The sequence below is a fragment of the Kosakonia sp. LAM2021 genome, assembly GCF_016620385.1.
GTDB classification, from domain to species: domain Bacteria; phylum Pseudomonadota; class Gammaproteobacteria; order Enterobacterales; family Enterobacteriaceae; genus Kosakonia; species Kosakonia sacchari.
The window spans coordinates 312272-334898 of sequence record NZ_JAENHT010000002.1; the positions used below are offsets into that span (position 1 = coordinate 312272).

Consider the following 22627-nt stretch of genomic DNA (forward strand, 5'->3'; position numbering starts at 1 on the left):
TATGAGACTTTATATAATCACGCAAATAATATAACGGCGGGTGTTTTAAAAACTTATACTGCTTTTCATCTGGCGTGTCTGCGCTTTCGCGTGAAAGTGGGATAATAATCGCGAAACATGTATTGCATAATTTAACTTAGCGCTTTTGAATAACACGGTTGCAACAGCGCAATAGCAATTTAGCGGTATGAGATTTGGCCTAAGCGTCATTTTTTAACGATTGTTCCCGTCTGCTTGTAAAAAAATGACTCTTTTTTTAGTAGGTTAATCGCGGATTAGGATAATTCCTGGCATTTCTTGCCGTGAAAAACCAGACAATATTGATCTTTTTGTTTACAGCAATCGTGCGGTAGCTTTTTCTCAAACCCGTAACGTTAAACTTCTGGACAGCACCCGGAATCGTGCATGTCCCTACGTCAGGATCCGATTTATGAGTAATCGAATTACTGTTCAGTTACCCGTCGATGGACTGCTTTTCTGGAAAATCTCCGGACGGGAAGCGCTGTCCGAAGCCTTCACCTTTAACCTGCAGTTGCTGGGCACCGACGCGCGAATGGACCGCAGCACGCTGCTGGGTAAATCGGTGACTGTCGCTATTCCAACCCAAACGCTGACCGGTGCGCCGCGCTACCTGAACGGCAAAATCACCCGCGTGGCGGTGAGCGCTATTGAACTTTCCGGCACCCGCTACGCGGTGTATCAACTTACCGTGGAACCGGATCTGTGGCCGATGAAGCGCGACCGCAATCTGCGCATCTTCCAGGGTCAGACAGTACCGCAAATCGTTAAAACCCTGCTCGGCGAATACCAGGTCAACATTGAAGACAAACTGACCGGCAGCTATCGTACCTGGGACTACTGCGTGCAGTACCAGGAGAGCAGCTTTGATTTCATCAGCCGTCTGATGGAGCTGGAAGGCATTGCTTACCACTTCCGCCACGAAGCGGACAAACACATGCTGGTGCTGACGGATGCGGCGACTCAGCATGATCCCTTCAGCGGTTACGAAACGATCCCTTATCACCAGACCCCTTCCGGTGGCAGTACCGACGAAGAGGGCATCAGCCAGTGGGCGCTGGAAGATAGCGTAACGCCGGGGCTTTATAGTCTTGATGACTACGATTTCCGCAAACCCAACGCGTGGCTGTTCCAGGCGCGGCAAAATCCGAGTTCACCCTCGCCGGGTACCATCGATGTTTATGACTGGCCAGGCCGCTTTGTCGAACACGGTCACGGCGAGTTTTACGCCCGTATCCGCCAGGAACGCTGGCAGGTGGAGCATCAGCAAATTGAAGGCACGGCAACAGCAATTGGCATTGTGCCGGGCAGCACGTTCCAGTTGACCAATGCGGCGTTCTTTAACGATAACGGCGAATATCTGGTGACGGCGGCGAACTACTTTTTTGAAGAGAACCGCTATGCCAGCGGTGCTGACAGCGAAACCATTCACCGCATTGATTTCAGCGTTATCCCCTCATCGGTGGTGTTCCGCCCGGCGCAGCAAACCGCATGGCCGCGCACCTACGGCCCGCAAACTGCGCGCGTCGTTGGCCCGCAGGGTGAAAGCATCTGGACGGATAAATATGGCCGCGTGAAGGTGAAATTCCACTGGGACCGGCTGGCAAAAGGCGATGACACCAGCTCCTGCTGGGTGCGCGTCTCCAGCGCATGGGCCGGGCAGGGCTTCGGCGGCGTGCAGATCCCGCGCGTGGGTGACGAAGTGGTGATCGACTTTATCAACGGCGACCCGGACCGGCCGATTATTACCGGACGTGTCTATAACGAAGCCAGTATGCCGCCGTGGGCGCTGCCCGCTGCCGCCACGCAGATGGGCTTCCTCAGCCGCTCAAAAGATGGCTCGGTCGATAACGCCAACGCCCTGCGTTTTGAAGATAAAGCGGGCGAAGAACAGGTGTGGATCCAGGCGGAACGTAACATGGATACGCACGTCAAAAACGACGAGACGCACAGCGTTGGCGGTTCACAAAGCGTGAGCGTCACCCGTGATTACACCGGTTCGGTGGCGGGCAAACATACCCAGGCAACACAGCTCTCGCACGAACAACTGGTTGGTGGCGGCTTTACACAGATGGTGCAAGGGCCGCTGGTGCAGGCTTCTGACAACAGCATTCAGCTGGTGGCGGGTCAATCGGTGCTGACGCTGGGCGCAAACGGCACCGTCACGCTGAAATGCGTGGATTTTCAGATCGATGCGATCGGCTCAGGTGCTATCAACACTGCGGGCTTGCTGGATTTAAACCTGACAAAACCGACAAAAGGTGAAGATGCGCAACCCACCATTGCGCAGATCCAGGCGGCGGTAAAAGCGGCATTTAATCAAGGGACGGATAAATAATGGCGACGGCGCAATTTGTACTTTCCGAAGGCGAACTCACGCTGCCGGATGCTTACCAGGATCGCAGCATTAACGTGCTGAAATTCAAAGAGAACAACGCCACGCTGGTGATCACCCGTGCGTGGGATATCAAACCCGGCGACGAAGAGAGTTTCCTTAACCAGCAACTGGCGAAAGTGAAGCGCAGCATGCGCAAAGTGGTGACCGGGGAAACGCAGGACAGCACGGTTGCCGGGCAGCCCGCCCGCGAAGTGTCGCTGCGTTTCGAAAACCAGGGCGCAGTGATCTATGAAAAACTCGCCGTGACCCGCATTGACGACCATCTGCTGGTGCTGACGCTCAGCCGTACTATGCCGTTTGATACGGACGCCGATGCGTTCTGGACATCAATCCGTACAGGTTTACAGCTGAGGGCGTAAGGATGACGGATTACATCGCGGCCCGCATTGAAGACCCGCTGGTTCATAGCTCTGCGCTGGCGGATATGGTCAGTGGGTTGGTAGAAGGGGCGATTGTCCTGGGGATTGTGTTCGTCGCCGGAACGGGCATTGGCGCCGTGGTGGGCGCCGTGGCGATTGGCGCGCTGATGGTCAGCGGTACGCTGGGCAAAATTGGTGATGCGGCCGGGAAAATGGTGGATGCGCTCATCGACCCCGGACCGCCGGATGCGCATATCGTATCCGGCTCGGACGATGTCTTTATCATGAAAAAAAAGGCGGCGCGCGCCGCCGCGACGGTGGACAGGGACTACTTACAAAACCTTGCCGCCGCGCCTGCCGATGAGAGCATCGACTGGGCGGCTATCGGCATGTTAGCCCTTGCTGGTGCAGCCGCGGTGATGAAAACCGCCCTCAACCCGAGTGCAGCGCTGCTGGCGGTGGCCGAACGCGCCAGCCATCTTACGCTCGACGACATGAAAAAGTGGGGCTCTAACCTGTGGGATGACTTGACGCAGCCGATGGTAGAGAGCGCCGATCCGCATGCCACCCCGATGCCGAAAGATAATGTCGACTGCAAAAAAGGGCACATGGTTACCAGCAGTAATTTTGTCGCCCAGGGCTCCAGAACCGTTTTAATCAATAACCAGCCTGCCGCGCGCAACGGCGAGAAAAGTACCTGCGAAGCCGAAATCAAAGTCAAAGAAGATCCGCGCGTGCGCATCGGGGGCGAAACCATTACCGTGCGCGATATCCGCAGCGGCAAAAACCAGCTGGCTTACCTGATTGGTAACCTGCTGGGGAGCCTGGGTATTGGCGCGCTGTCGCGCCTGATCAAAATGGCCTGTGAGCGCCAGCTTATTCGCGGCCTGCTCAAAGAGATCATCTGCCCGCTCGGCGGAATGGCCATTTCACAGGTTCTTACCGCCGCAGCCATCAGCGCGGTGAATACCGCCTTCCCGGTGAACATTCCTACCGGCGCAAAAGTCCTCGCCAAAGAAGAGGATCTCGATTTTGTGCTGCCAGACCGTATGCCGCTTTACTGGCAGCGTATCTATCACAGCCGCAACCGCGCCACCGGCATGCTCGGCACCGGCTGGATGCTGCCGTTTGAAACACGATTGCTGCGCCTGGCCGATAACCAGTTGATCTTCCGTGATATGAGCGGGCGCGAGCTGGGTCTGGGCGAAGTGCTCAGCGGCGATATGATCTCCTACCCGGAAGACGGCCTGAAGCTGTTTTGCAGCCCGAACGGCGCAATGGTTATTCAAACCGGCGACGGCGAGCAGCAGATTTATGAGCCGGATCCAACACGGCCCGGCGAGTGGCGTATGCACCGTCTGTATGACCGCCACGAAAACGCCCACTATTTTAGCTGGAACGAACAAGGCCAACTGGCGCGTATCTCCAGCGATAACGAAGCGCTGGACGTGGAGCTGGAGTACGAAGCAACGTTCGGACGACTGCGTGCGGTTTACCAGGTTTACGGCGGCGCGCGCCATCTGCTGGTGTCCTATCGCTATAACGAACAAGGACAACTGATTGCCGTTACCGACGCTGATGATATCGTTACTCGCCAGTTTGGCTGGGATCGCGCCAGCGATATGCTGGCCTGGCACGGCTTTTCGACCGGCTTAACCGTCCATTACCAGTGGCGACCCGCAGCCGATTCCTGCCACTGGCGCGTGAGCGCCTATCAGGTGCATGACGAGCAAGGCGCGGTGCTGGAAAACTGGCGTATCGACGCCGATGAAACCAAACGCTATGCCCGCGTCAGCAACGATGAAGGCGTGGTGAGTGAGCACCACTGGGATGCGCTGTACCGCATCACGGACTACACCGATGTGCACGGCGGCAACTGGCAATTTAGCTGGTCGGGGAAATCCGAGCAGCCGCTTGCGGTGATTCAGCCGGACGGCGGTCGCTGGGAATATGCGTGGGACGATCGCGGCAACATGACGCTGGAGCGCGATCCGCTCGATCGCGCGACGCTGAAAACCTGGCACCCGCTGTACGATTTCCCGCTGACCGAGGTGTTACCGGACGGCGCAAGCTGGCGCTATGAGTACAACTTGGCGGGCGATGTGGTGTCGTTGACCGACCCGGAAGGTGGTGTGACCCGCTTTGAGTGGAACGACCAGGGCGATTTACTCCGCCGCATCGATGCGCTGGAAAACAGTCACCGCTTCTGGTGGGATGCGCTGGGGCAGTTGATCCGCGAAGAGGATTGTTCCGGCAATCTGAGCCGCCGCCAGTATGACGATGCCGGTCGGCTTGCGCTGACCACCGATCCGATGGGCAACACCGAACGCTATATCTGGAGCCCGGCTGGTCGCCTCAAAACGTTCATCCGCGCCGATGGCCGCGAAACCCTCTTCCGATACAACAAAGCCGGGCTGTTATGCGGCCAAAGCGTAGATGGCGTCAGCGAGCGCAAAGTGACGCTTAACGCGCGCGGGCAAGTGACCGAAGCCATCGATCCCGCCGGGCATGTGACCCGTTTCCACTTTAACCGCGCGGGTCGCCTGGTGACGCTGACCAACCCCAACAACCAGCAATGGCGCTTTGATTACACTGCCACCGGTTTGCTGACGCGCCAGTATGATTACGCCGGACGGCAAACCGAATATCAGTACAACGCCCTGCAACAAGTCGCCACGCTGGTGCGCCACCCTGTTAGCGGCAGCAACCTGCCGCCGCAGGTGATGAATTACGAATATGACGCGCTTGGGCGCATGATCGCACGGGAAACCGAGCAGCACCGCACCGAGTACCGCTATAGCGAACTGGCAACGGAAGTGCGCCGCTATGTCTACAGGGAGTGGCGTCAGGCGGCGATTGATATGCGCGAACCGGAAAATGCAGAAGTGATTGTTTTCCAGCGCAATAAACTTGGCGACCTGGTGAGCGAGGAGAACCACGCTGGCAAATTCGAACACCAGTACGACGCATTAAGTAACCTCAGCGCCACCACGTTCCCGGACGGGCGGCAGATGCAGTACCTGCGCTACGGCACCGGGCATTTGCTGGAGATGCAGCTCGTGTTCGGCGGCAAAACGCTGCCTATCACTGGCTATCAGCGCGACAAACTGCACCGCGAAACCCATCGCACGTTGGGCGCACTGGAACTGGAGACGCAGTACGATATCGCCGGGCGCATCACGCAGCGCCGCTGCATGGACAATGTGCGTGACCGGCTGGTCTTCGAACGCCGCTACCAGTGGGATCGCGCCGACCAGATTATCCGCCAGATGTATACCGACGGCGCGCCGCCAACTCCTGCGGAGAAATACCGTCAGTCGCTGTGGGGCTACGACGCGGCTGGTCGCATGACGCAGAGTATTCAGCCAACCGGCGAGGAGCGTTTCTGGTATGACGCGGCGGACAACCGCACCACGCCGGATTTACTGCCGGTGTGGGACAACCTGCTGAAACGCCTGGAGGGCGTACGCTGGGAGTATGACGGTTTTGGGCGCATGACCGAACGCCACGACAGCCATCGCGGCACGGTGCAGCGCTTCAGCTATGACGATGAACATCGCATCAGCCAGGTGATAATTGAGGGCGACGCGGAGTTCACCCGGGCCGAATACCGCTATGACGCGCTCGGTCGCCGCACGGAAAAACAGGTGTGGCGACGCCATACCCGTAACGCGGAACGCACGCAGTACGCATGGTCGGGTTTGCAGATGGTCGGCGAATGCAGCGACAGCAACCCGGACGCGGCCGTGCAGTATATCTACACGGAAAACAGCTACGAACCGCTGGCCCGCGTCGACAGCCGCGGCGAGCACGCGGAAGTTTACTGGTATCACACGGAGCTGAACGGTCTGCCGGAAAAAGTGACCGACAGCAGCGGTGATATCGTCTGGCAGGGCGTTTCCACCACCTGGGGACGCAGCGAGCGGGAAAACAGCAACGCGGACTGGGATGTGCCGCAGAACCTGCGCTTCCAGGGCCAGTACCTCGACCGCGAAACCGGACTGCAATACAACACCTTCCGCTACTACGACCCCTGCGGCGGACGTTACACCCAGATGGACCCGATAGGGTTACTGGGTGGGCTGAATACCTATACGTATGTGGTGGATCCGCTGGGATGGGTGGATCCGCTGGGGCTGAGCAGTTGTGTGTTAGGTCGTAACATGGGAGCACGGAGTGGCGATGGCATGGCGAACCATCACCTTATTCCGGAAGAACTGATAAAGGATAAAAACTTCAAGCCAATCTTTGAAAGACTTCAAAAAATTGGCTGGAATGGCGACGGTGCTTCAAATGGAATTTTCTTACCTGGATCTCAAGATTTGGCAGGGAAAATTGGCCTCCCTGGCCACTGGTCTAATCATAATCAGTATACCGCTGCCGTCAGAGGCCGATTAACTCAACTTGCAAGTCAGGCAAACAGGATGAGTGATACTCAACTGGCTCTGGGTGTAAAAAATATTCAGGATTGGGCAAGCAAAGGTCTTGAGTCTGGTATGTTTAAAATTGATCCGAATACTGGGAGATTGTTATGAATAATACAACTGAACAATTTTACGTTATGGAGTATTTGCCAGATGATGCGGGCTCTCCGTACTTTATGGATAAGGAGTGGTCCCCTGAATTGCCGGACTATGATATCTTTACTGCTCCGCCAAGTGCCACTGACTTTTCTCCTGCATATCGTCTAAGAGCGAGTACCACACAACTTGATAGTGATTTTCTGGTTAATGATAACCTCGTTTCATTTGATTTTTTGAAACTCTGTGAAGAATCTCTGGTACGTAGCATTCATATTCCCGTTGAGGTCTCCCTCCTTAAAAAGAAACAACCTAAGAAAGAATATTATTTGTTTTTTTTACTGGATTATATTGAGATTCTTGATAAAGAAAAATCTAACTATACGATTTCTCAGGACATTGAATCAGGTTTGCTGAACACGCCAGAAGCTCGAGGGCTTGATAAAACATATTATGACACGATTGATTTATTTGTAGTGAGAAAAGGATTAAAAAATAATCTCTTTTTCTGTCAGGAGTTATCAAAGCCGGTATGCTCAAAATATTTTAAAGAACAGTTTGAGACGTTCAATTTAAAAGGAGTTGAATTCAAGCCTATTGATGAGGATTTTAAATATGATGCTTGGGCTGGTTGGTGATTATTAAATAACAATATCTCAACTGCTTTTAGTATTACAAATGGTCGTTTTGAAAATTTATTAAAAGCGACCTAACTAACAGAACAGTGGATTACCCGATTACACTGAAGAGAGCAGTGTAGTGGCATATTGCAGAGTTGTGCTGTCACATGGATGAAAAGGTGTTGCGGGGCCACTGTCTCGCTCTTGCGGGTAAAATAAATAAAGTATGGAACGCTAACGTTCAATGGTCTGTCATTTTATGGAATATCACAACAGGGACTATCAGCTAACTCTGCACCCGACGTTAAGTATGTAACCTTAGAAGCAAGGAAAGCAGGTGATATAGATCATAATATGGTGAAGGTATTATCTTCAGGTTATGGTCCTTCATTTTTTATAGATACCTCCATTAAAAATGAAAATGGAGAGTTTGCCGTAATAGAAACAGAATTATCATTTAAAAGAGATGGAAGTAAGAAAATTGTTGCTTATAGTTTCGCAGAATTTTTACTGCAAGAAATAGAGGCGTCTTTAGGAGAATAAATCTGCTATATGCAGGGCGGGAGAAATAATTTATTGCTCCCGTTTTTCATTAATTTATCTCCGCTAAATCCTTATTTTCAGTCCAGCGGCGCTTACTTACAGCCACGGATAACCGCTACCAGTGGGATCGCGCCGACCAGATTATCCGCCAGATGTATACCGACGGCGCGCCGCCAAGCCCTGCGGAGAAATATCGTCAGTCACTCTGGGGCTACGACGCCGCAGGGCGCATGACGCAGAGCATTCAGCCAACCGGCGAAGAACGTTTCTGGTATGACGCGGCGGACAACCGCACCACGCCGGATTTACCGCCGGTGTGGGACAACCTGCTGAAACGCCTGGAGGGCGTGCGCTGGGAGTATGACGGTTTCGGGCGCATGACCGAACGCCACGACAGCCATCGCGGCACGGTGCAGCGCTTCAGCTATGACGATGAACACCGCATCAGCCAGGTAATTATTGAGGGCGACGCAGAGTTCACCCGGGCCGAATACCGTTATGACGCGCTGGGTCGCCGCACGGAAAAACAGGTGTGGCGACGCCATACCCGCAACGCGGAACGCACGCAGTACGTGTGGTCGGGACTGCAGATGGTCGGCGAATGCAGCGACAGCAATCCGGACGCGGCCGTGCAGTATACCTACACGGAAAACAGCTACGAACCGCTGGCCCGCGTCGACAGCCGGGGCGAACACGCAGAGGTTTACTGGTATCACATGGAGCTGAATGGTCTGCCGGAAAAAGTGACCGACAGCAGCGGCGATGTCGTCTGGCAGGGCGTTTCCACCACCTGGGGACGCAGCGAGCGGGAAAACAGCAACGCGAACTGGGATGTGCCGCAGAACCTGCGCTTCCAGGGCCAGTACCTCGACCGCGAAACCGGACTGCACTACAACACCTTCCGCTACTACGACCCCTGCGGCGGACGTTACACCCAGATGGACCCGATAGGGTTACTGGGTGGGCTGAATACTTATGACTATGTGCCGAACACATTAAGATTTATCGATCCGCTTGGGTTGGCAGCATGTGGTGTGGGTTCCGGTGGTAAAGGGTTAGGAGGTCACCAGGCAGTCGATCGTGCCGCTGCTGAATTAGATACAGCTGCGCAACGTGCGTCACGATTACTCGACCGAGGGGGCCATATGAATACAGCATGGGGAAAAATTTATCAGCGGTGGGCTAATAATCAATATGTACCTCAATGGCTTAAAAACGTTTCCCGAGGCAATGCTATTCAACAAATAACTGACAGACTGACATTAAACAATAGATATTTAACTGATATAGACATAAAGCGGAATGTAACGGGTTCATGGTGGGGTAATCTCCGTCCTGACTATCATGCAACTTTACCTAATGGAAAAGTTGCTGTGTTTGATATAACAACGCCTGGTCAGGCTCCTAAAATTATGAAATATAATGTTGACGGCGTAACGGATTTTTTGATCAACATTCTTTATTGAGGCATTTTATGAGTAAGAAACTGAAAAAAGAATTAGTTGAGAGATGGAACCATGAATTGGATTTTGGTATCAATCATAGTCTTAAAAAAGAAAACTGGAAGGATAAGAATACGCCTAATTCTCGCTGGGGCGAGCATCCTTTTGGCATAACTGAAGAAGGCAAAATTGATTTTAGAGGTTTTCCGTTTAGAGAGCCTCTTAAATTTCATTACCTACAAAACATAGATTTTTCTTATTCCTTATCACTTAATGAGATGACTAAAGGGTATGGGATGTCTCGTGGTGGGAGCATAATTTCATCTATAGTTGAATGTTGCTCTTTTGTTGAGTCTTTAATGCCTGCGAATTTATCTGAAAAGTTCGTTGGATGTAATTTTGATAATGCTCTTTTTGACTCGACAAGAATAAATGCATTGTTCGAATCATGTACTTTCATTAAATGCAAAATAAAAAATGTTCTTGGTGAAATGAGGTTCATTAATTGTAACTTTGTGGGGGCTAATCTGAAAAAATCTAATTTTTATTCCTGTTATTTTGAAAACTGTCAGTTTGATGAAGCAAATTTCTCTGGGTGCAATATTTCAGGGTCAACGTTCGTTGGTACAAAACCGTCAGAAGCTCAGATAGCAAGCTGTGCCGTGGCAGATAAGTTGAAATTTATGTGAATATAAATTCCTCAGGAGATGTTTTTGGGCTGATTTAATTATTTGAGTTCGATCACGCCCAAGCTTTTTCGTTTGGAAATCATCGGCGCATAGATATTTAAGTTTATGCGGTATGCGGATTTTTTATAGCTAAGTATATTTAAATGAAAGCTAGTAAGAAGGGGCTTGTTGCTGCTTCTTTTTCTGAATTAGGTTATGTTACAGTTACTGGTAAATTATCTTTCTTAAGTTATATGATAAGACGGCAGTATATACATTCGTAAACACTAATACGTCAGGAATCCTCTTTATGTTCTTTTTGGGGTAAAAATGAATGATGATTTCTCGATTTTAAATGAATTAATTATGGAAGTGGCCGTAAAGATCAGAAATGCAGATACACCTGGCGAGGGAGAGATAAATGCATTGTATCGGGAGTTAGACGGTTTTTTTGATACGTATAAAGATGAAGACCTTGTTCCTAAAAAATAATTTATGTGCTTTTTATCCTTCACGATAATCTTGAAGGTATGTTTCAATATTCATCAAAGGGAAACTCTGCTTATTTCTCCGAAGTTAATGCCAGGGGCAATGAATATATTGAGAGGTTTTTTAGGTTAAAAATAATTTTTATATGCTTAAAGCTGTGTCTGGGAATGAATGATAATATTAAAAAAACTACCATGAGCATCTCGATAATACATCCAGTCTTCATGGCTGACTGTATTGTTTCGACGGTTAAACTCTATTTCTTACATAACCCATGTTAATTAAATATCATAAATCCGCTCTTCCGGTAACAATTCAAGCGCTTCGCTGATGCGGTCATTTTCCACCAATTCATGAATTTTTGCGGCAAGCTCCGTAACATCGCTAATGTTCACAATCCATTTCTGGCAGTAATCGGCGACCGCCTGATTGCGCAATCCTATCTGAATCGTGCGGTGATCCAGTTTGTTCAAACGGATATCACGCTCCGGATCCCACTGGATCACCACATCTGACGCTTTTATTTGGCTTTGCCACTCAGCTTCTTCTGCGCCTGAGTACCGGTGATGGCTCAAAATTCCCTGATTAAGGATTTGCTTAAACCCGTCATGGGTAAGATCAATCGCCAGAATCCGGCGCTGATTTGGATCTTTCTTTCCCCAGCCGGAGCGGTACATCATCCACAGAAAAGAGGGTTTAATCCACGTCATGCGGGTCATACTGAAAGGCGGCGAGACGAAGGTGCCATGCGCAAGCGCGCTGTCTGCGATGGTGTCGGAATAAGCCTGGTAAACGCGGATAAAATCGTTGTTGTAGAATGCTCTTAATTGCTTTTCGGCAGTTAATTCATCTGCCTGGTTTTTTTTCATTATTCGTGTACTCATCCTAAGTGAACATATTGCCTGGTCATTCTAGCACAGCGCTTAACATTGAGGATAAGCACGATTCCGAAGCATAAGAATTATTAGTGTTCGAATAATCTCATTCATACGCGAACCGCATTCCTAATCTGCCGATGTAACAAATTACATTCACCATAAAAAATATTAATCGACAATCTCTGGCAACGGAAAATGTTGTCGCTCTTAATTATGCCGCTAACTGTTTTGCATTCGATGTGATTGATAGCATAAGCAATGCATACGCCTTTCGGAAATTCCTTATCAGACTTGAAACGCATACCAGTGATAAAATGTGTTCGAAACGTGACGGGTAGACCTACCAATAACCGTAGTTTTTATAATGAAAATATAACGTATACGATTTGTCGTACATTATTTTATGGACATAACAGCCGTTATTCGATGAAAAAATATTTATAAAAGAAAAGCTAATGCATGCGCTACACTGCATAGAAAAGCGCATCCTTTCAAGGAACTGATAAAAGAAATTACTCGCATTTAGTATTGGTTTATTCTGGGTTTACTTAATTTTATATATCGTGCATCAGAGATGGTTTAATAGTTACGGAAGGATGTTTATGGTTGACTTTAACGCGGATATTGTGAGCTTTATATCATTAGGGAATGTTCTTCTTGGCGATTCCATTGACCTTTACCTGGAAGACATTTTTAATAATTATACTGTGGAAATTAAAGAGTATTCTCTGCCTGCACCGTCCAGTGAAATCCGGTATGCTTATTCGATACAAAATGGCACGCTAATAATAGTAACCACCACGGATGATATTATTGTTTCAGTCGGCTGCAATGAAAAATATGCCGGGAAATATAAAAATAGATTGTATGCCGGTATAACCATGCAAGAACTTTCTCAGCGTAGCAAAGACCTGCGTATCCTGAACGGTGCGCTGATTGTTGACCAGGACTACGGTCTCTCATTTTCGTTGCCGCCACCATACGATGAGATTGCCGATTCCCTTGGGCAAATCCCACATGATTTATCGCTTAATGAAATTTATGTGTGCGATCATTCTGGCTGGATAAACAAATAATAAGCCTCCTTTTGAAAACTCTGTTGATAATGATGTCTGATGCAATATTTTTGTACTAAAGGCAAACTCAACAGAGTTTTTATATCGATATTAACAACGCCATCGTACCCAGCTAATTCACAATACTATTGACCATTAATCGCTGCTGCTTGACCAGGCGACAATCCCCTGCAGGCGCATGAATGCATCAGGCGTTAACGCCAGTGCTGTGAGCGTTGGGTTATACGACATGCTTTTTTCAGCTAAAACCTCAAAGCGGGCGTCAGGCACGCTGACGTTGGTGATACCTTCCCCTATACTGCGGAAAACAAAAGAAAATAACCGCTCGCTACATTTACAGGGTAAAGAATGGATACGGCTGAATTCTTCGCGCAGCTCGCGCAACAACTGCTGCTCTCTGCACCACTTTTTTTATTGATTGCGCTGGGATATTGCCTCGGGCGCTTCGCCGGTTGGCCTGAATCGGTCAACGAAGGGCTCAACCGCTTCTGCTTTAACGTGGCCATTCCATGCATGTTGTTTAAAGTGATGAGCAAGTTCTTCGAAAGCCCGCCGGTGGATATGCGGCTGCTGATTGCCTACTTCGGCACCTGTTTTGTCATCTATGTGATTGGGCGCATCGCGGCGAAAAGCCTGTTCCGTATGGACGCGGTTTCGGCCTCGGTGTTCGGTCTGGCGGGTATTTTCTCCAATAACGTGATGCTGGGTATTCCGGTTGCCATTATTTTACTTGGTGCATCGAGCCTCTCATCGGTGGCACTGGTGCTGGTGTTTAACAGCCTGATTTTATGGACACTGGTGACCGTGTCGGTGGAATGGGCGCAAAACGGCAGTTTCTCAGCGCGGGGAATTGGCAAAACGCTGGTGAGCGTGCTGCGCAACCCAATTATCATCGGTATCTTCAGCGGGTTCGCCTGGAGTTTTTTGATTCATCGCCCGCTGCCGCCGTTCCTCGATAGCCCGGTAAGCATGGTGGCGCAGGTCGCCGCGCCATTAACGCTCATTACCCTCGGCATGAGCTTGTCCCGCTACCAGATCCGCAAAGGACTAGCGGAAAGTTTGACCATCTGCCTGCTGAAACTGATTTTGATGCCTGCTTTGATTTGGCTGATTGCCTGGTTGCTGCATCTGCCGCGCGAAGAGAGCCAGGTGGTGGTGCTGTTGGGGTCAATGGCGGTGGGGATTAACGTCTATCTGATGGCGCAAAAATTCCAGGTGCTACAGGGCGCGACGGCGACCAGCATGCTGCTTTCCACGCTTCTGTCGACCGTGACCACGCCGCTGTTTATGATCCTGATGACGCATTTCTATCCGAACTGGCCCTGAGGCCAGCCGGAAAACCGTTAAACGATATCATCCACCACGCCGCCGTCCACGCGCAGCGCCGCGCCAGAGGTTGCCGAAGCCTGTTTCGAACAGACATAGACCACCATGTTCGCCACCTCTTCCACGGTGGCGGCGCGCTGGATAACTGAACTTGGGCGATTCGCCATCACAAACTCTTTTGCCAGCGTTTCCAGCGATTTCCCGGTCTTTTCCATCTCTTCTTTCATCATGCCGGCAAAACCGTCTGACATTGTTGGTCCGGGCAGTACGCTGTTAACAGTGACGCCGCTGCCAGCGACTAATTTCGCCAGCCCGCGTGCCAGCGAAAGCTGCGCGGTTTTCGTCACGCCGTAGTGGATCATATCCGCCGGGATATTCAGCGCCGATTCAGAAGAGATAAACACCACACGTCCCCAGCCCTTTTTCACCATTGCGGGCAGCAGCGCACGCGAGAGGCGTACGCCAGACATCACGTTGGTTTGCCAGTAATTTTCCCAGGTCGCATCGTCGGTGGCGTAAAAATCCTGCGGGCCGTAAATCCCGGCGTTATTCACCAGAATATCGACCTCACCGCTGGCTTTCAGCAGTGTTTCCACGCCCTGCGCCGTGCCGAGATCGGCAATCGCGGTACGCAATTTCACACCCGGCACCTGTTTTTCCAGCGCCGCTTTTGCCTTATTCACCGAATCTTCGCTGCGCCCGTTAAGGATCACTTCCGCGCCGCTTTCTGTCAGCCCTTTGGCAATCGCAAAACCAATACCGCCCGTCGAAGCGCTGACCAGCGCAACTTTCCCGTCGAGTGAGATTTTCATTGTCTGCCCCTTATCCAGTGGATTTCACAAATGTATTAAGGCTAGCAGTTGAGGCCCGGAGCGCGTTGCCAATTGTTGCTCATAAAATGTGCGCGTCGGGTTAATACCCGCCGCAATATGACGGCGGCAACGTTACTCTTCGGCGGCGAGACACTGTAAATGACCATGACGCACGCCGCGCTGGGCAATAACGTCGTCGGCGAAGTGTTGCACATCGCCCATCTTGCCTTTCAGCACGGCGATCTCAAGGCAGTCGTCGTGGCTGATATGCACGTGCAGCGTGGCGACAGATAAGTCGTGGTGATGGTGTTGCGTGGCGACGATGCGGCTCGCCAGGTCGCGCTTCTCATGTTCATAAACATACGACAGCACCGCGTAACCCTGCTGTTCATTGTTCTGCACAGACTCCTGTGCCAGCGCGCCGCGCAAAATATCCCGCAGCGCTTCCGAACGGTTGTGGTAACCACGCCGCGCGCTAAGGTTGTCCAGCGTATCGAGCAGGTCATCATCCAGAGTTATGGTTACGCGTTGCATGGTTGTGTCCTTTGTAATGAGAGCGGGAAGGCGGGCAGCACCGCCTGTTGCAGCGCCTGGCCTGCCGGTGAACGCAAGCGCAGCGGTGAAGTAACGTCGAGCGTTTCCACCAGCGCGCCGCTCTCCATCACCAGCACGCGCTGGCAAAAACGTTCCACCAGCCGCAAATCATGGGTGATAAACAGACAAGCGACGCCGGAACGCTGTTGTAGCCGCTGTAAGAGCCGGATAACGCCCGCTTGCAGCACTAAATCCAGGCTGGAAACCGCTTCATCCAGAATCAATAGCGTGGGTTCCACCGCCAGCGCGCGCGCCAGGCAAACGCGCTGCAACTGCCCACCGCTCAATTGCGGAGGGCGTTTATCAAGCAGGGAGGTATCCAGCTCGACATCTTCCAGCAATTGTTGGATGCGTGCCTGCTGCTCTGCTTTGGGCAGTTTCAACAGATGGCGCAGCGGTTCACGCAGAATGTCGCGCACGGTTTTACGCGGGTTCACTGCGCTGACCGGATCCTGAAACACCATCTGAATATCACGGCGAAATGCCTGGCGGGCGCGGGCGTTAAGCTGTTTTAGCGGTGTGCCCTGCCAGCGCACTTCGCCTTCGTCTGGTGATTCCAGCCCTACCAGCAGCCGCGCCAGCGTGCTTTTCCCGCAGCCGCTGCGCCCGAGCAGCGCCACGGTTTCCCCGCTTTTTAACTGAAAAGAGATATTGTTCAGCACCGGTCGCTGGTGGTAGGTGTGCGAGACACCGTTCACATCAAGAAGGTTCATTGCGCCAGCTCCAGTCCATACAGCGCCAGGTGGGCCGCCACTAATTCGCGGGTCACTGCCTGTTGTGGCGCGCTGAACAGGGTTTCCACCGCGCCTTGTTCAATAATGCGCCCGTTATCCATTACCGCGACATCATCTGCCAGCCGTGCCACCACGCCCATATCGTGTGTAACCAGCAGCATGCCGGGCTGACGCTCGCGCATAATCTGCGCCAGCAAATCGAGAATGCGCGCCTGCGCCACCACATCGAGATCGGTCGTGGGTTCATCGGCTACGATAAATGGCGCATCGCTCAGCAGCGCCATGGCGATCATTATGCGTTGCAACATGCCGCCGCTCATCTCGAACGGGTAAAGCGTGAGCACACGTTCGGCATCCTCCAGCCCGACATCCTGCAATGCCGCCAGCAGTGTGGCGTTATCGGCGGGTTTACCGAGCGCCAGGCAGGTTTCCCGTGCATGGCCGGCCATGGTGCGCAGCGGGTTAAAGGCGCTGCGCGGGTTTTGCATAATCGTGGCAACTGTCGTCCCGCGCAGTGTTTGCGGTGTGACGGGCTGACTATCTGCCATCAGCTGACCTGCCGTTTGCCGCACGCCTGCAGGCAGCACGCCAAGCGCTGCCGCGCAGGTTAATGATTTGCCGCTGCCGCTGCCGCCCACCAGCGCCAGTACGCGTCCGCGTTGCAGGGTTAACGACACCTCCTGCACCAGCGGTCGTTCCGCGTGCAGGGTGATATTTTGCAGGCTCAGTTGTGCAGGCATCAGTGGGCGTGCTCCGTTTCCAGGTGAGGATCGAGATGGTCGCGCAGCGCGTCGCCCACCAGGTTAAACGCCATCACGCTGATGAACAGCGCCAGCCCTGGCCACACCATTTGCAGTGGCTGCGTCCAGATATATTGCCTGGCATCGTTGATCATCACGCCCCACTCTGGCGTAGGTGCTGTGACGCCAAGCCCGAGGAACGACATCCCGGCGACGTGCAGCATCATATGTCCAATATCCAGCGTCGCCAGCACCAGCAGCGAAGGCACTACCGCACCCGCCAGATGATCGCGAAACACATGCAGATAACTCGCGCCACTTAAACGCGCCGCCAGTACGTACTCACGGCTGCGCAGTGAAATCACCAGACTGCGCACCATGCGCGCATACCAGGCCCAGTGCGAAAGCGCGATAGCGATAATCACGTTGGTCAGCCCTGTCCCAAGCACGCCGACCATAAAAAAGGACAGGATCGACGTGGGAAAGGTCATAAAGATATCCGCCACGCGCATGATGGCCTGGTCGACGCGCCCGCCGAGCAGCCCGGCGCAGCCGCCCGCGCTTAAACCAAGCGCCAGCACCAGCAGCAGACACATCATCACCGACCCCAGCGATACCCGCGTGGCCGCCATTAAGCGAGAGAAAATATCGCGCCCTAGGTGATCGGTGCCAAGCCAGTGTTGGCTGCCCGGCGGCAACAGGCGCGCGGGTAAATCGATGGCTTGCGGATCGTAAGGCGTCCACCACTGGCAGGTCAGCGCAATCACCAGCAGCAACAGTAGGATCAGCAGCGCGAAACGCATCGGCCAGTGGGCCGTTTTCACAAAGTGCATCAGTGCGCTCCTTCATGGTGGCGAATACGGGGATCGAGCGCCGCGCTCAGCAGATCGACTGCCAGATTGCACAGCACAAAAACCATCACCATCACCAGCGTAAAGCACTGGATCACCGGATAGTCGCGATTGAAGATGGCCGACACGGCGTAGCGACCAATACCGGGCCAGGCGAAGATGCTTTCGATGATCATCGTGCCGCCAATCAGCTCGCCAATATGCATGCCCAGCGCGGTGATCACCGGCAGTGAAGCATTACGCAAAATATGTCGCCGTTCGGTCTGCTTGTCACTTAACCCGCGCAGCCGCGCCCACGTCACGTGGCGTTGCCCTGCGGCTTCCAGCATGCTGGCGCGCAGCAGACGGGCGTTAATGGCCAGCGACATAAAGGCAATCGACACCGCAGGCAGGATCAGGTGCTGCCAGCCGCCGTAGCCCATCGCGGGCAGCCACTGCAAATGCACAGAAAAAAACATCACCAGCAGGAAGGCCAGCCAGAAGTTCGGCATCGACACGCCAAGAAACGCCACTGCGCGTACCAGAAAATCCGGCAAACCATCGCGGTGGCGCGCTGCCCAGATACCAAGCGGTACAGAGGTGAGCAGGATCAGTACCAGCGCCGCGCCTGCGAGTTGCAATGTCGCGGGCAGAAAATGCAGTACATCGTCGAGCACTGATCGCTGCGTGGCATAAGAAATGCCGAAATCAAGATGCAGCGCGCGCCACAGCCAGTGAAGATATTGACTGGCGAGCGGCTGATCCAGCCCCAACTGAATGCGGGTGGCGGCAATCATTTCCGGTGTTGGCGGCAGGTTTGACAGGCGCAGGTAATCCATCGCCGGATCCCCCGCACCGAGACGCAGCAGCAGGAAAATCACCACCGAGGCGGCTACGATCATCGGGATCAACAACAGCAGACGGTGCAATAAAAAGCGGCTCATTGCGCGGCGTCCGGGGTTATCTGATCAAACGGGATCTCCGAGGCGATCGGAGCAAACGGAATGGTGCCGAGCTGCGGTTTTGCCACCACCATCATCGAGATATAACTGATGGGCAGGTAAACCGCGTCGTTGTGCAAACGGGTGAGAATATCCCGGTACAGCGCCTGGCGCGCGCTGTCATCGCTGGTGGTCAGCACCTCGCCAATTTCTTTGTCGATAATCGCTTTGTCCGGCAGGCCTAACTGCGCCTGGTAATCGGCATGCGACGGCACGCGCATTGAACTCATAAACGCATGTGGATCGTACGGTGCGCCCCAGGTGCGGTTGAAAATCATGCCGAAACGGCCATCGCGCTGACGGGCATAAATACTGCTCTCTTCCTCGCCGATCAGGGCCACATCGACGCCAATTTGGCGCAAGTTGGCCTGAATGATTTCGGCCATCGACTTACTCAGCGCATCCGTGCCGATATAAGCCAGTTCAATATGCAGCGGTTGCCCCGCTTTTTCGCGGATGCTTTTCCCGGCGGGCAGCAGCCAGCCCGCTTTATCCAGCAGCGCGCGCGCCTGCGCCGGATCGTACTGGCGCGGTTTCAGGCCGATATTGGCATACGGCACGGAAGGGGCGAACAGCGTGTCGGCAACCTGCTGCGTGCCATACAGCGCGCCATCGACCAGCGTTTTCTTATCTACCGCGTAGTTCAGCGCTTCGCGTACGGCTAACTCATTGGTTGGCGCATGCGTGGAGTTCAGCGCCAGCATTACCGTCTCCATTGGCGCAGAAAGCTGGGTGCGCCAGGCGGGGTTCTGGCTGAAACGGGCAAACGTATCCAGTGGCAGCAAACCTTCGTTGCCGTAGAGCAGGTCGATATCGCCGGTTTCAAATGCCACCGCGCGGCTGGTCGGGTCAGGGATCACTTTGACAATAATTTTGCTAAGTGCCGGTTTTGCGCCCCAATAGTGTTCATTTCGTACCAGCACGTCGTACTGGTTCAGCTTTGATTCCTGTAATACCCACGGTCCGGTGCCAATGGGTGCTTTAATCCCGTTCAACGTTTCATGGTTTTTAAATTGCGACGGGGCGATAAAGCGGAACGGGCGGGGCAGGGCGAGTTCTTGCAGGAAAGGGTAGTAGGCGCTTTTCAGGGTGATTTGTAACTGGTTGGGGCTAAGAGCTTTGACGTCGGTGATTTGGTTGGCAAGCTCAAGCCAGGCGTGGCGCTGGCGGTTATCCAGCACGGCACGGAAGTTCTCCGCAGCGGCGGTGGCGTTAAACGGCTCTCCGTTGGAGAACGTCACCCCGTCGCGCAGGGTAAAGACCCATGTTTTGCCATCCTCCGAGTGCGTCCAGCTTGTCGCCAGCCACGGTTTCACGCTGCCGTCAGCCTGGTATTTCACCAATGGTTCATAAACCATGCTTTGCGCGAACATCTGGTTTGGTGTGTAAAGATGCGGGTTCAGCGGGCCAACATTCACCGGCCAGGCGGTGGTTAGCGTGTTTTGTGCCGCGAAAACGGCAAAGGATGCGCAGAGCAGAAGCAGAGCGCCAGCCTGACGATAGAAAGACACGTTCGGTTTCCTGACGAAAAGTCGGTGGCGAGAAAAGTATGACGATTTTAGTAATTCATCATACGAATAGTATGTTCTGGATCAAAGGCCCTGTTTTTAACAGGGATTTATCGCATTTCGCGTGATGTGGATTGCTTGCTGGTGGGCGGAACACCTGAAGCGCGCAAGGCAATTTATTCGTCTGGATTATCGCTTTGTCTGGCGCAGGCATTGAGCGAGACGTAAAAATCCGTTTGCAGAAATTCAGGGGTAGAGCGCTACCCCTTAAACAGTTGCAGCAGCATTTCTACCTGCTCATCGAGCGGCGCGAGGTCTTTTTTCACAATCAGGTGCAGCGGTGTGGCGCGGCGCGTACCGTGGCTGAGTGGCAGCGTTTTAAGCACACCGCTGTCGAGCAAAGGCTGAATGCGCTCCTCCGGCAGCCAGCCGTAACCCACCTGGTACAGCACGGCTTCCACCGCCGCATCGATGGTGGAGAACGTCCACGACTCCTGCGCCACCGGGCTTTGGCGATGGTCGCTTTCGGCAATGCGAATCAGCGGCCAGCCGGCGAGCATCGCTTCGCTTACCTGTTCCGCCGCGCACAGTGGGTGATCGCGATGCGCTACGGCGACAAAATCAATGTTCATCAACCATTCGCCGCGCCCGGTCATATCCTGACGGCGAGTCAGTATCATGACATCGGCTTGCGCATGCACCGGCAACTCGCTGGAGGCGGTTTCCAGCACTTCGGTCAGCCGCACCTGCGTTTGCGGATAACGCTGCTGAAACCGGCGCAAAATGGCAAACAGCCGCGCGCGGGGGAAAATGCTGTCGACCACTAAATCCAGCCGCGTGCGCATGCCATTGCGCAGCGTGGCCGCGCGGGTTTCTACCCAGTCGAATGCCTTGAGCAACGGTTTTACCTGGTTGAGCAGCAACTCGCCCGCCGGGGTAAGTACCGCGCGCCGCCCTTCCTGTACCAGCAGAGCAACGCCGAGCCGCTCCTGCAACAGCGCCAGGTTGTAACTGACCGATGACTGGCTGCGGTGCGTCTCTTCCGCCGCTTTCGCAAAGCTCCCCAGCTCCACCACTTTATGCAGTAGCGTCCATTGTTCCAGCGTCGTCTTGTGCATAACTAATCTAAAAAATGAATCAATTTGATGCAAATATAGCGTTATTTAATCGATTTTTGCAGGCGTACGATCATTTAAAACACCAGAGGAGATAAAAAATGAGTACCTTTGATAAACATGATTTGAGCGGTTTCGTCGGCAAACATCTGGTTTATACCTACGATAATGGCTGGAACTACGAGATTTATGTGAAAAACGCCACGACGCTCGATTATCGGATCCACAGCGGTATCGTGGCGAACCGTTGGGTGAAAAATCAGCAGGCCTACATTGTTCGCGTTGGCGAAAGTATCTATAAAATTTCCTGGACTGAACCGACCGGCACCGATGTCAGTCTGATTGTGAACCTTGGCGATCGCCTGTTCCACGGCACCATTTTCTTCCCGCGTTGGGTTATCAATAACCCGGAAAAAACGGTTTGCTTCCAGAATGATCACATTCCGCTGATGGAGTCTTATCGCGCGGCTGGCCCGGCTTATCCCACCGAAGTGATCGATGAGTTCGCGACCATCACGTTTGTGCGTGATTGCGGCGAAAATAATGACAGCGTGATTGACCGTGCCGCCAGTGAATTACCAGCCAGTTTTCCGCAGAATTTGTCATAAAAATTTCACGCTATTTAATATATTTTGGTTGTAACGAATGAAATAATTCATTGCATAATGATATTAATTTTCGTGCATTCGTTGATGTACCGTTTAAATAACTACGCTAACGCCTTTGTATACATTGCAAGGGCGTTAAATATTTCAGTTTTTTGACATTCATCACGTTAGGATTTTGCTGTTTTCATTTTTAACGCATTGTTTTAAGTAAATTATTTTATATTTATTAAGCTTAGAATTTATCCCTTTTCTTAATCTTGCCCTAATATTCAATTGGTAGCATTCTCCGACTAACCGTAATGAATAATAAATGCAGGAAACGCGCATTCATTATATTTTGGTTTAACT

The 22627-nt window shown here is 52.7% G+C and carries 20 protein-coding genes; 11 read left to right on the plus strand and 9 right to left on the minus strand.

Translation table 11 applies throughout. The annotated features are described in order from the left end of the window. Positions 1–430 precede the first annotated feature (430 nt). The 8 genes from JKP81_RS07875 (at position 431) to JKP81_RS07910 (ending at position 11060) form a co-directional block, all read left to right on the plus strand. A complete protein-coding gene (locus tag JKP81_RS07875; protein ID WP_200551291.1) occupies positions 431–2356 on the plus strand; it encodes a type VI secretion system Vgr family protein in 1926 nt (641 codons plus the stop codon). Next, the gene (locus JKP81_RS07880) at positions 2356–2775 is read left to right on the plus strand and encodes a DcrB-related protein (RefSeq protein WP_017458296.1); all 420 of its coding nucleotides are present in this window, start codon (positions 2356–2358) and stop codon (positions 2773–2775) included. Before JKP81_RS07875 ends, JKP81_RS07880 begins: the two co-directional genes overlap by 1 nt. Before the next feature lie 2 nt (positions 2776–2777). Continuing rightward, complete coding sequence (locus tag JKP81_RS07885) at positions 2778–7310, plus strand: RHS repeat-associated core domain-containing protein (RefSeq protein ID WP_200551292.1); 4533 nt, start codon at positions 2778–2780, stop codon at positions 7308–7310. Beyond that, entirely contained in the window at positions 7307–7933 is a 627-nt protein-coding gene (locus JKP81_RS07890; RefSeq protein WP_200551293.1) for an imm11 family protein, read from the plus strand. Before JKP81_RS07885 ends, JKP81_RS07890 begins: the two co-directional genes overlap by 4 nt. A 201-nt stretch (positions 7934–8134) precedes the next feature. After that, positions 8135–8458, plus strand: a complete 324-nt coding sequence (locus JKP81_RS07895; RefSeq protein ID WP_200551419.1) for an SMI1/KNR4 family protein — start codon at positions 8135–8137, stop codon at positions 8456–8458. Positions 8459–8610: 152 nt separating this feature from the next. Beyond that, positions 8611–9924 (plus strand): RHS repeat-associated core domain-containing protein, encoded by a 1314-nt coding sequence (locus JKP81_RS07900; RefSeq protein ID WP_234455557.1) that lies wholly within the window; start codon positions 8611–8613, stop codon positions 9922–9924. An 8-nt stretch (positions 9925–9932) separates the two neighbouring features. Beyond that, entirely contained in the window at positions 9933–10589 is a 657-nt protein-coding gene (locus JKP81_RS07905; RefSeq protein WP_200551294.1) for a pentapeptide repeat-containing protein, read from the plus strand. A 309-nt stretch (positions 10590–10898) separates the two neighbouring features. Beyond that, a complete protein-coding gene (locus tag JKP81_RS07910; RefSeq protein ID WP_200551295.1) occupies positions 10899–11060 on the plus strand; it encodes a hypothetical protein in 162 nt (53 codons plus the stop codon). Between the two features lie 278 nt (positions 11061–11338). On the opposite strand, the gene JKP81_RS07915 is transcribed toward JKP81_RS07910, so the two are convergent. Beyond that, a complete protein-coding gene (locus JKP81_RS07915; protein ID WP_200551296.1) occupies positions 11339–11926 on the minus strand; it encodes a DUF4291 domain-containing protein in 588 nt (195 codons plus the stop codon). 611 nt (positions 11927–12537) lie between these two features. On the opposite strand from JKP81_RS07915, the gene JKP81_RS07920 reads away from it, so the two are divergent. Both JKP81_RS07920 and JKP81_RS07925 read left to right on the plus strand, forming a co-directional pair. Next, positions 12538–13011, plus strand: a complete 474-nt coding sequence (locus JKP81_RS07920; RefSeq protein ID WP_234455558.1) for a hypothetical protein — start codon at positions 12538–12540, stop codon at positions 13009–13011. A 348-nt stretch (positions 13012–13359) separates the two neighbouring features. Further along, entirely contained in the window at positions 13360–14337 is a 978-nt protein-coding gene (locus tag JKP81_RS07925; RefSeq protein WP_200551298.1) for an AEC family transporter, read from the plus strand. Positions 14338–14354: 17 nt separating this feature from the next. Here the strand turns inward: JKP81_RS07925 and JKP81_RS07930 are convergent, their stop codons facing one another. The 8 genes from JKP81_RS07930 to JKP81_RS07965 form a co-directional block, all read right to left on the minus strand. Continuing rightward, positions 14355–15149 carry an SDR family NAD(P)-dependent oxidoreductase gene (locus tag JKP81_RS07930; RefSeq protein ID WP_200551299.1) on the minus strand — a complete coding sequence of 265 codons (795 nt, stop codon included), beginning with the start codon at positions 15147–15149 and terminating at the stop codon, positions 14355–14357. A 132-nt stretch (positions 15150–15281) separates the two neighbouring features. Then, positions 15282–15683 carry a nickel-responsive transcriptional regulator NikR gene (nikR, locus tag JKP81_RS07935; protein ID WP_017459603.1) on the minus strand — a complete coding sequence of 134 codons (402 nt, stop codon included), beginning with the start codon at positions 15681–15683 and terminating at the stop codon, positions 15282–15284. Next, the gene (gene nikE / locus JKP81_RS07940) at positions 15671–16456 is read right to left on the minus strand and encodes a nickel import ATP-binding protein NikE (RefSeq protein ID WP_200551300.1); all 786 of its coding nucleotides are present in this window, start codon (positions 16454–16456) and stop codon (positions 15671–15673) included. Before nikE ends, nikR begins: the two co-directional genes overlap by 13 nt. Continuing rightward, a complete protein-coding gene (gene nikD, locus JKP81_RS07945; RefSeq protein WP_200551301.1) occupies positions 16453–17217 on the minus strand; it encodes a nickel import ATP-binding protein NikD in 765 nt (254 codons plus the stop codon). Before nikD ends, nikE begins: the two co-directional genes overlap by 4 nt. Continuing rightward, on the minus strand, positions 17217–18050 hold the full coding sequence (gene nikC, locus JKP81_RS07950; RefSeq protein ID WP_200551302.1) for a nickel ABC transporter permease subunit NikC: 834 nt from the start codon (positions 18048–18050) through the stop codon (positions 17217–17219). Before nikC ends, nikD begins: the two co-directional genes overlap by 1 nt. After that, on the minus strand, positions 18050–18991 hold the full coding sequence (nikB, locus tag JKP81_RS07955; RefSeq protein WP_200551303.1) for a nickel ABC transporter permease subunit NikB: 942 nt from the start codon (positions 18989–18991) through the stop codon (positions 18050–18052). The genes nikC and nikB overlap by 1 nt, the downstream gene beginning before the upstream one ends. After that, positions 18988–20559: a nickel ABC transporter substrate-binding protein gene (gene nikA, locus JKP81_RS07960; protein ID WP_200551304.1), complete on the minus strand. Its 1572-nt coding sequence runs from the start codon at positions 20557–20559 to the stop codon at positions 18988–18990. Before nikA ends, nikB begins: the two co-directional genes overlap by 4 nt. A 257-nt stretch (positions 20560–20816) precedes the next feature. After that, positions 20817–21674: a LysR family transcriptional regulator gene (locus JKP81_RS07965; protein WP_200551305.1), complete on the minus strand. Its 858-nt coding sequence runs from the start codon at positions 21672–21674 to the stop codon at positions 20817–20819. Positions 21675–21772: 98 nt separating this feature from the next. Here JKP81_RS07965 and JKP81_RS07970 point away from each other — a divergent pair, with 98 nt between their 5' ends. Beyond that, positions 21773–22279: a phenolic acid decarboxylase gene (locus tag JKP81_RS07970; protein ID WP_200551306.1), complete on the plus strand. Its 507-nt coding sequence runs from the start codon at positions 21773–21775 to the stop codon at positions 22277–22279. Positions 22280–22627 lie beyond the last annotated feature (348 nt).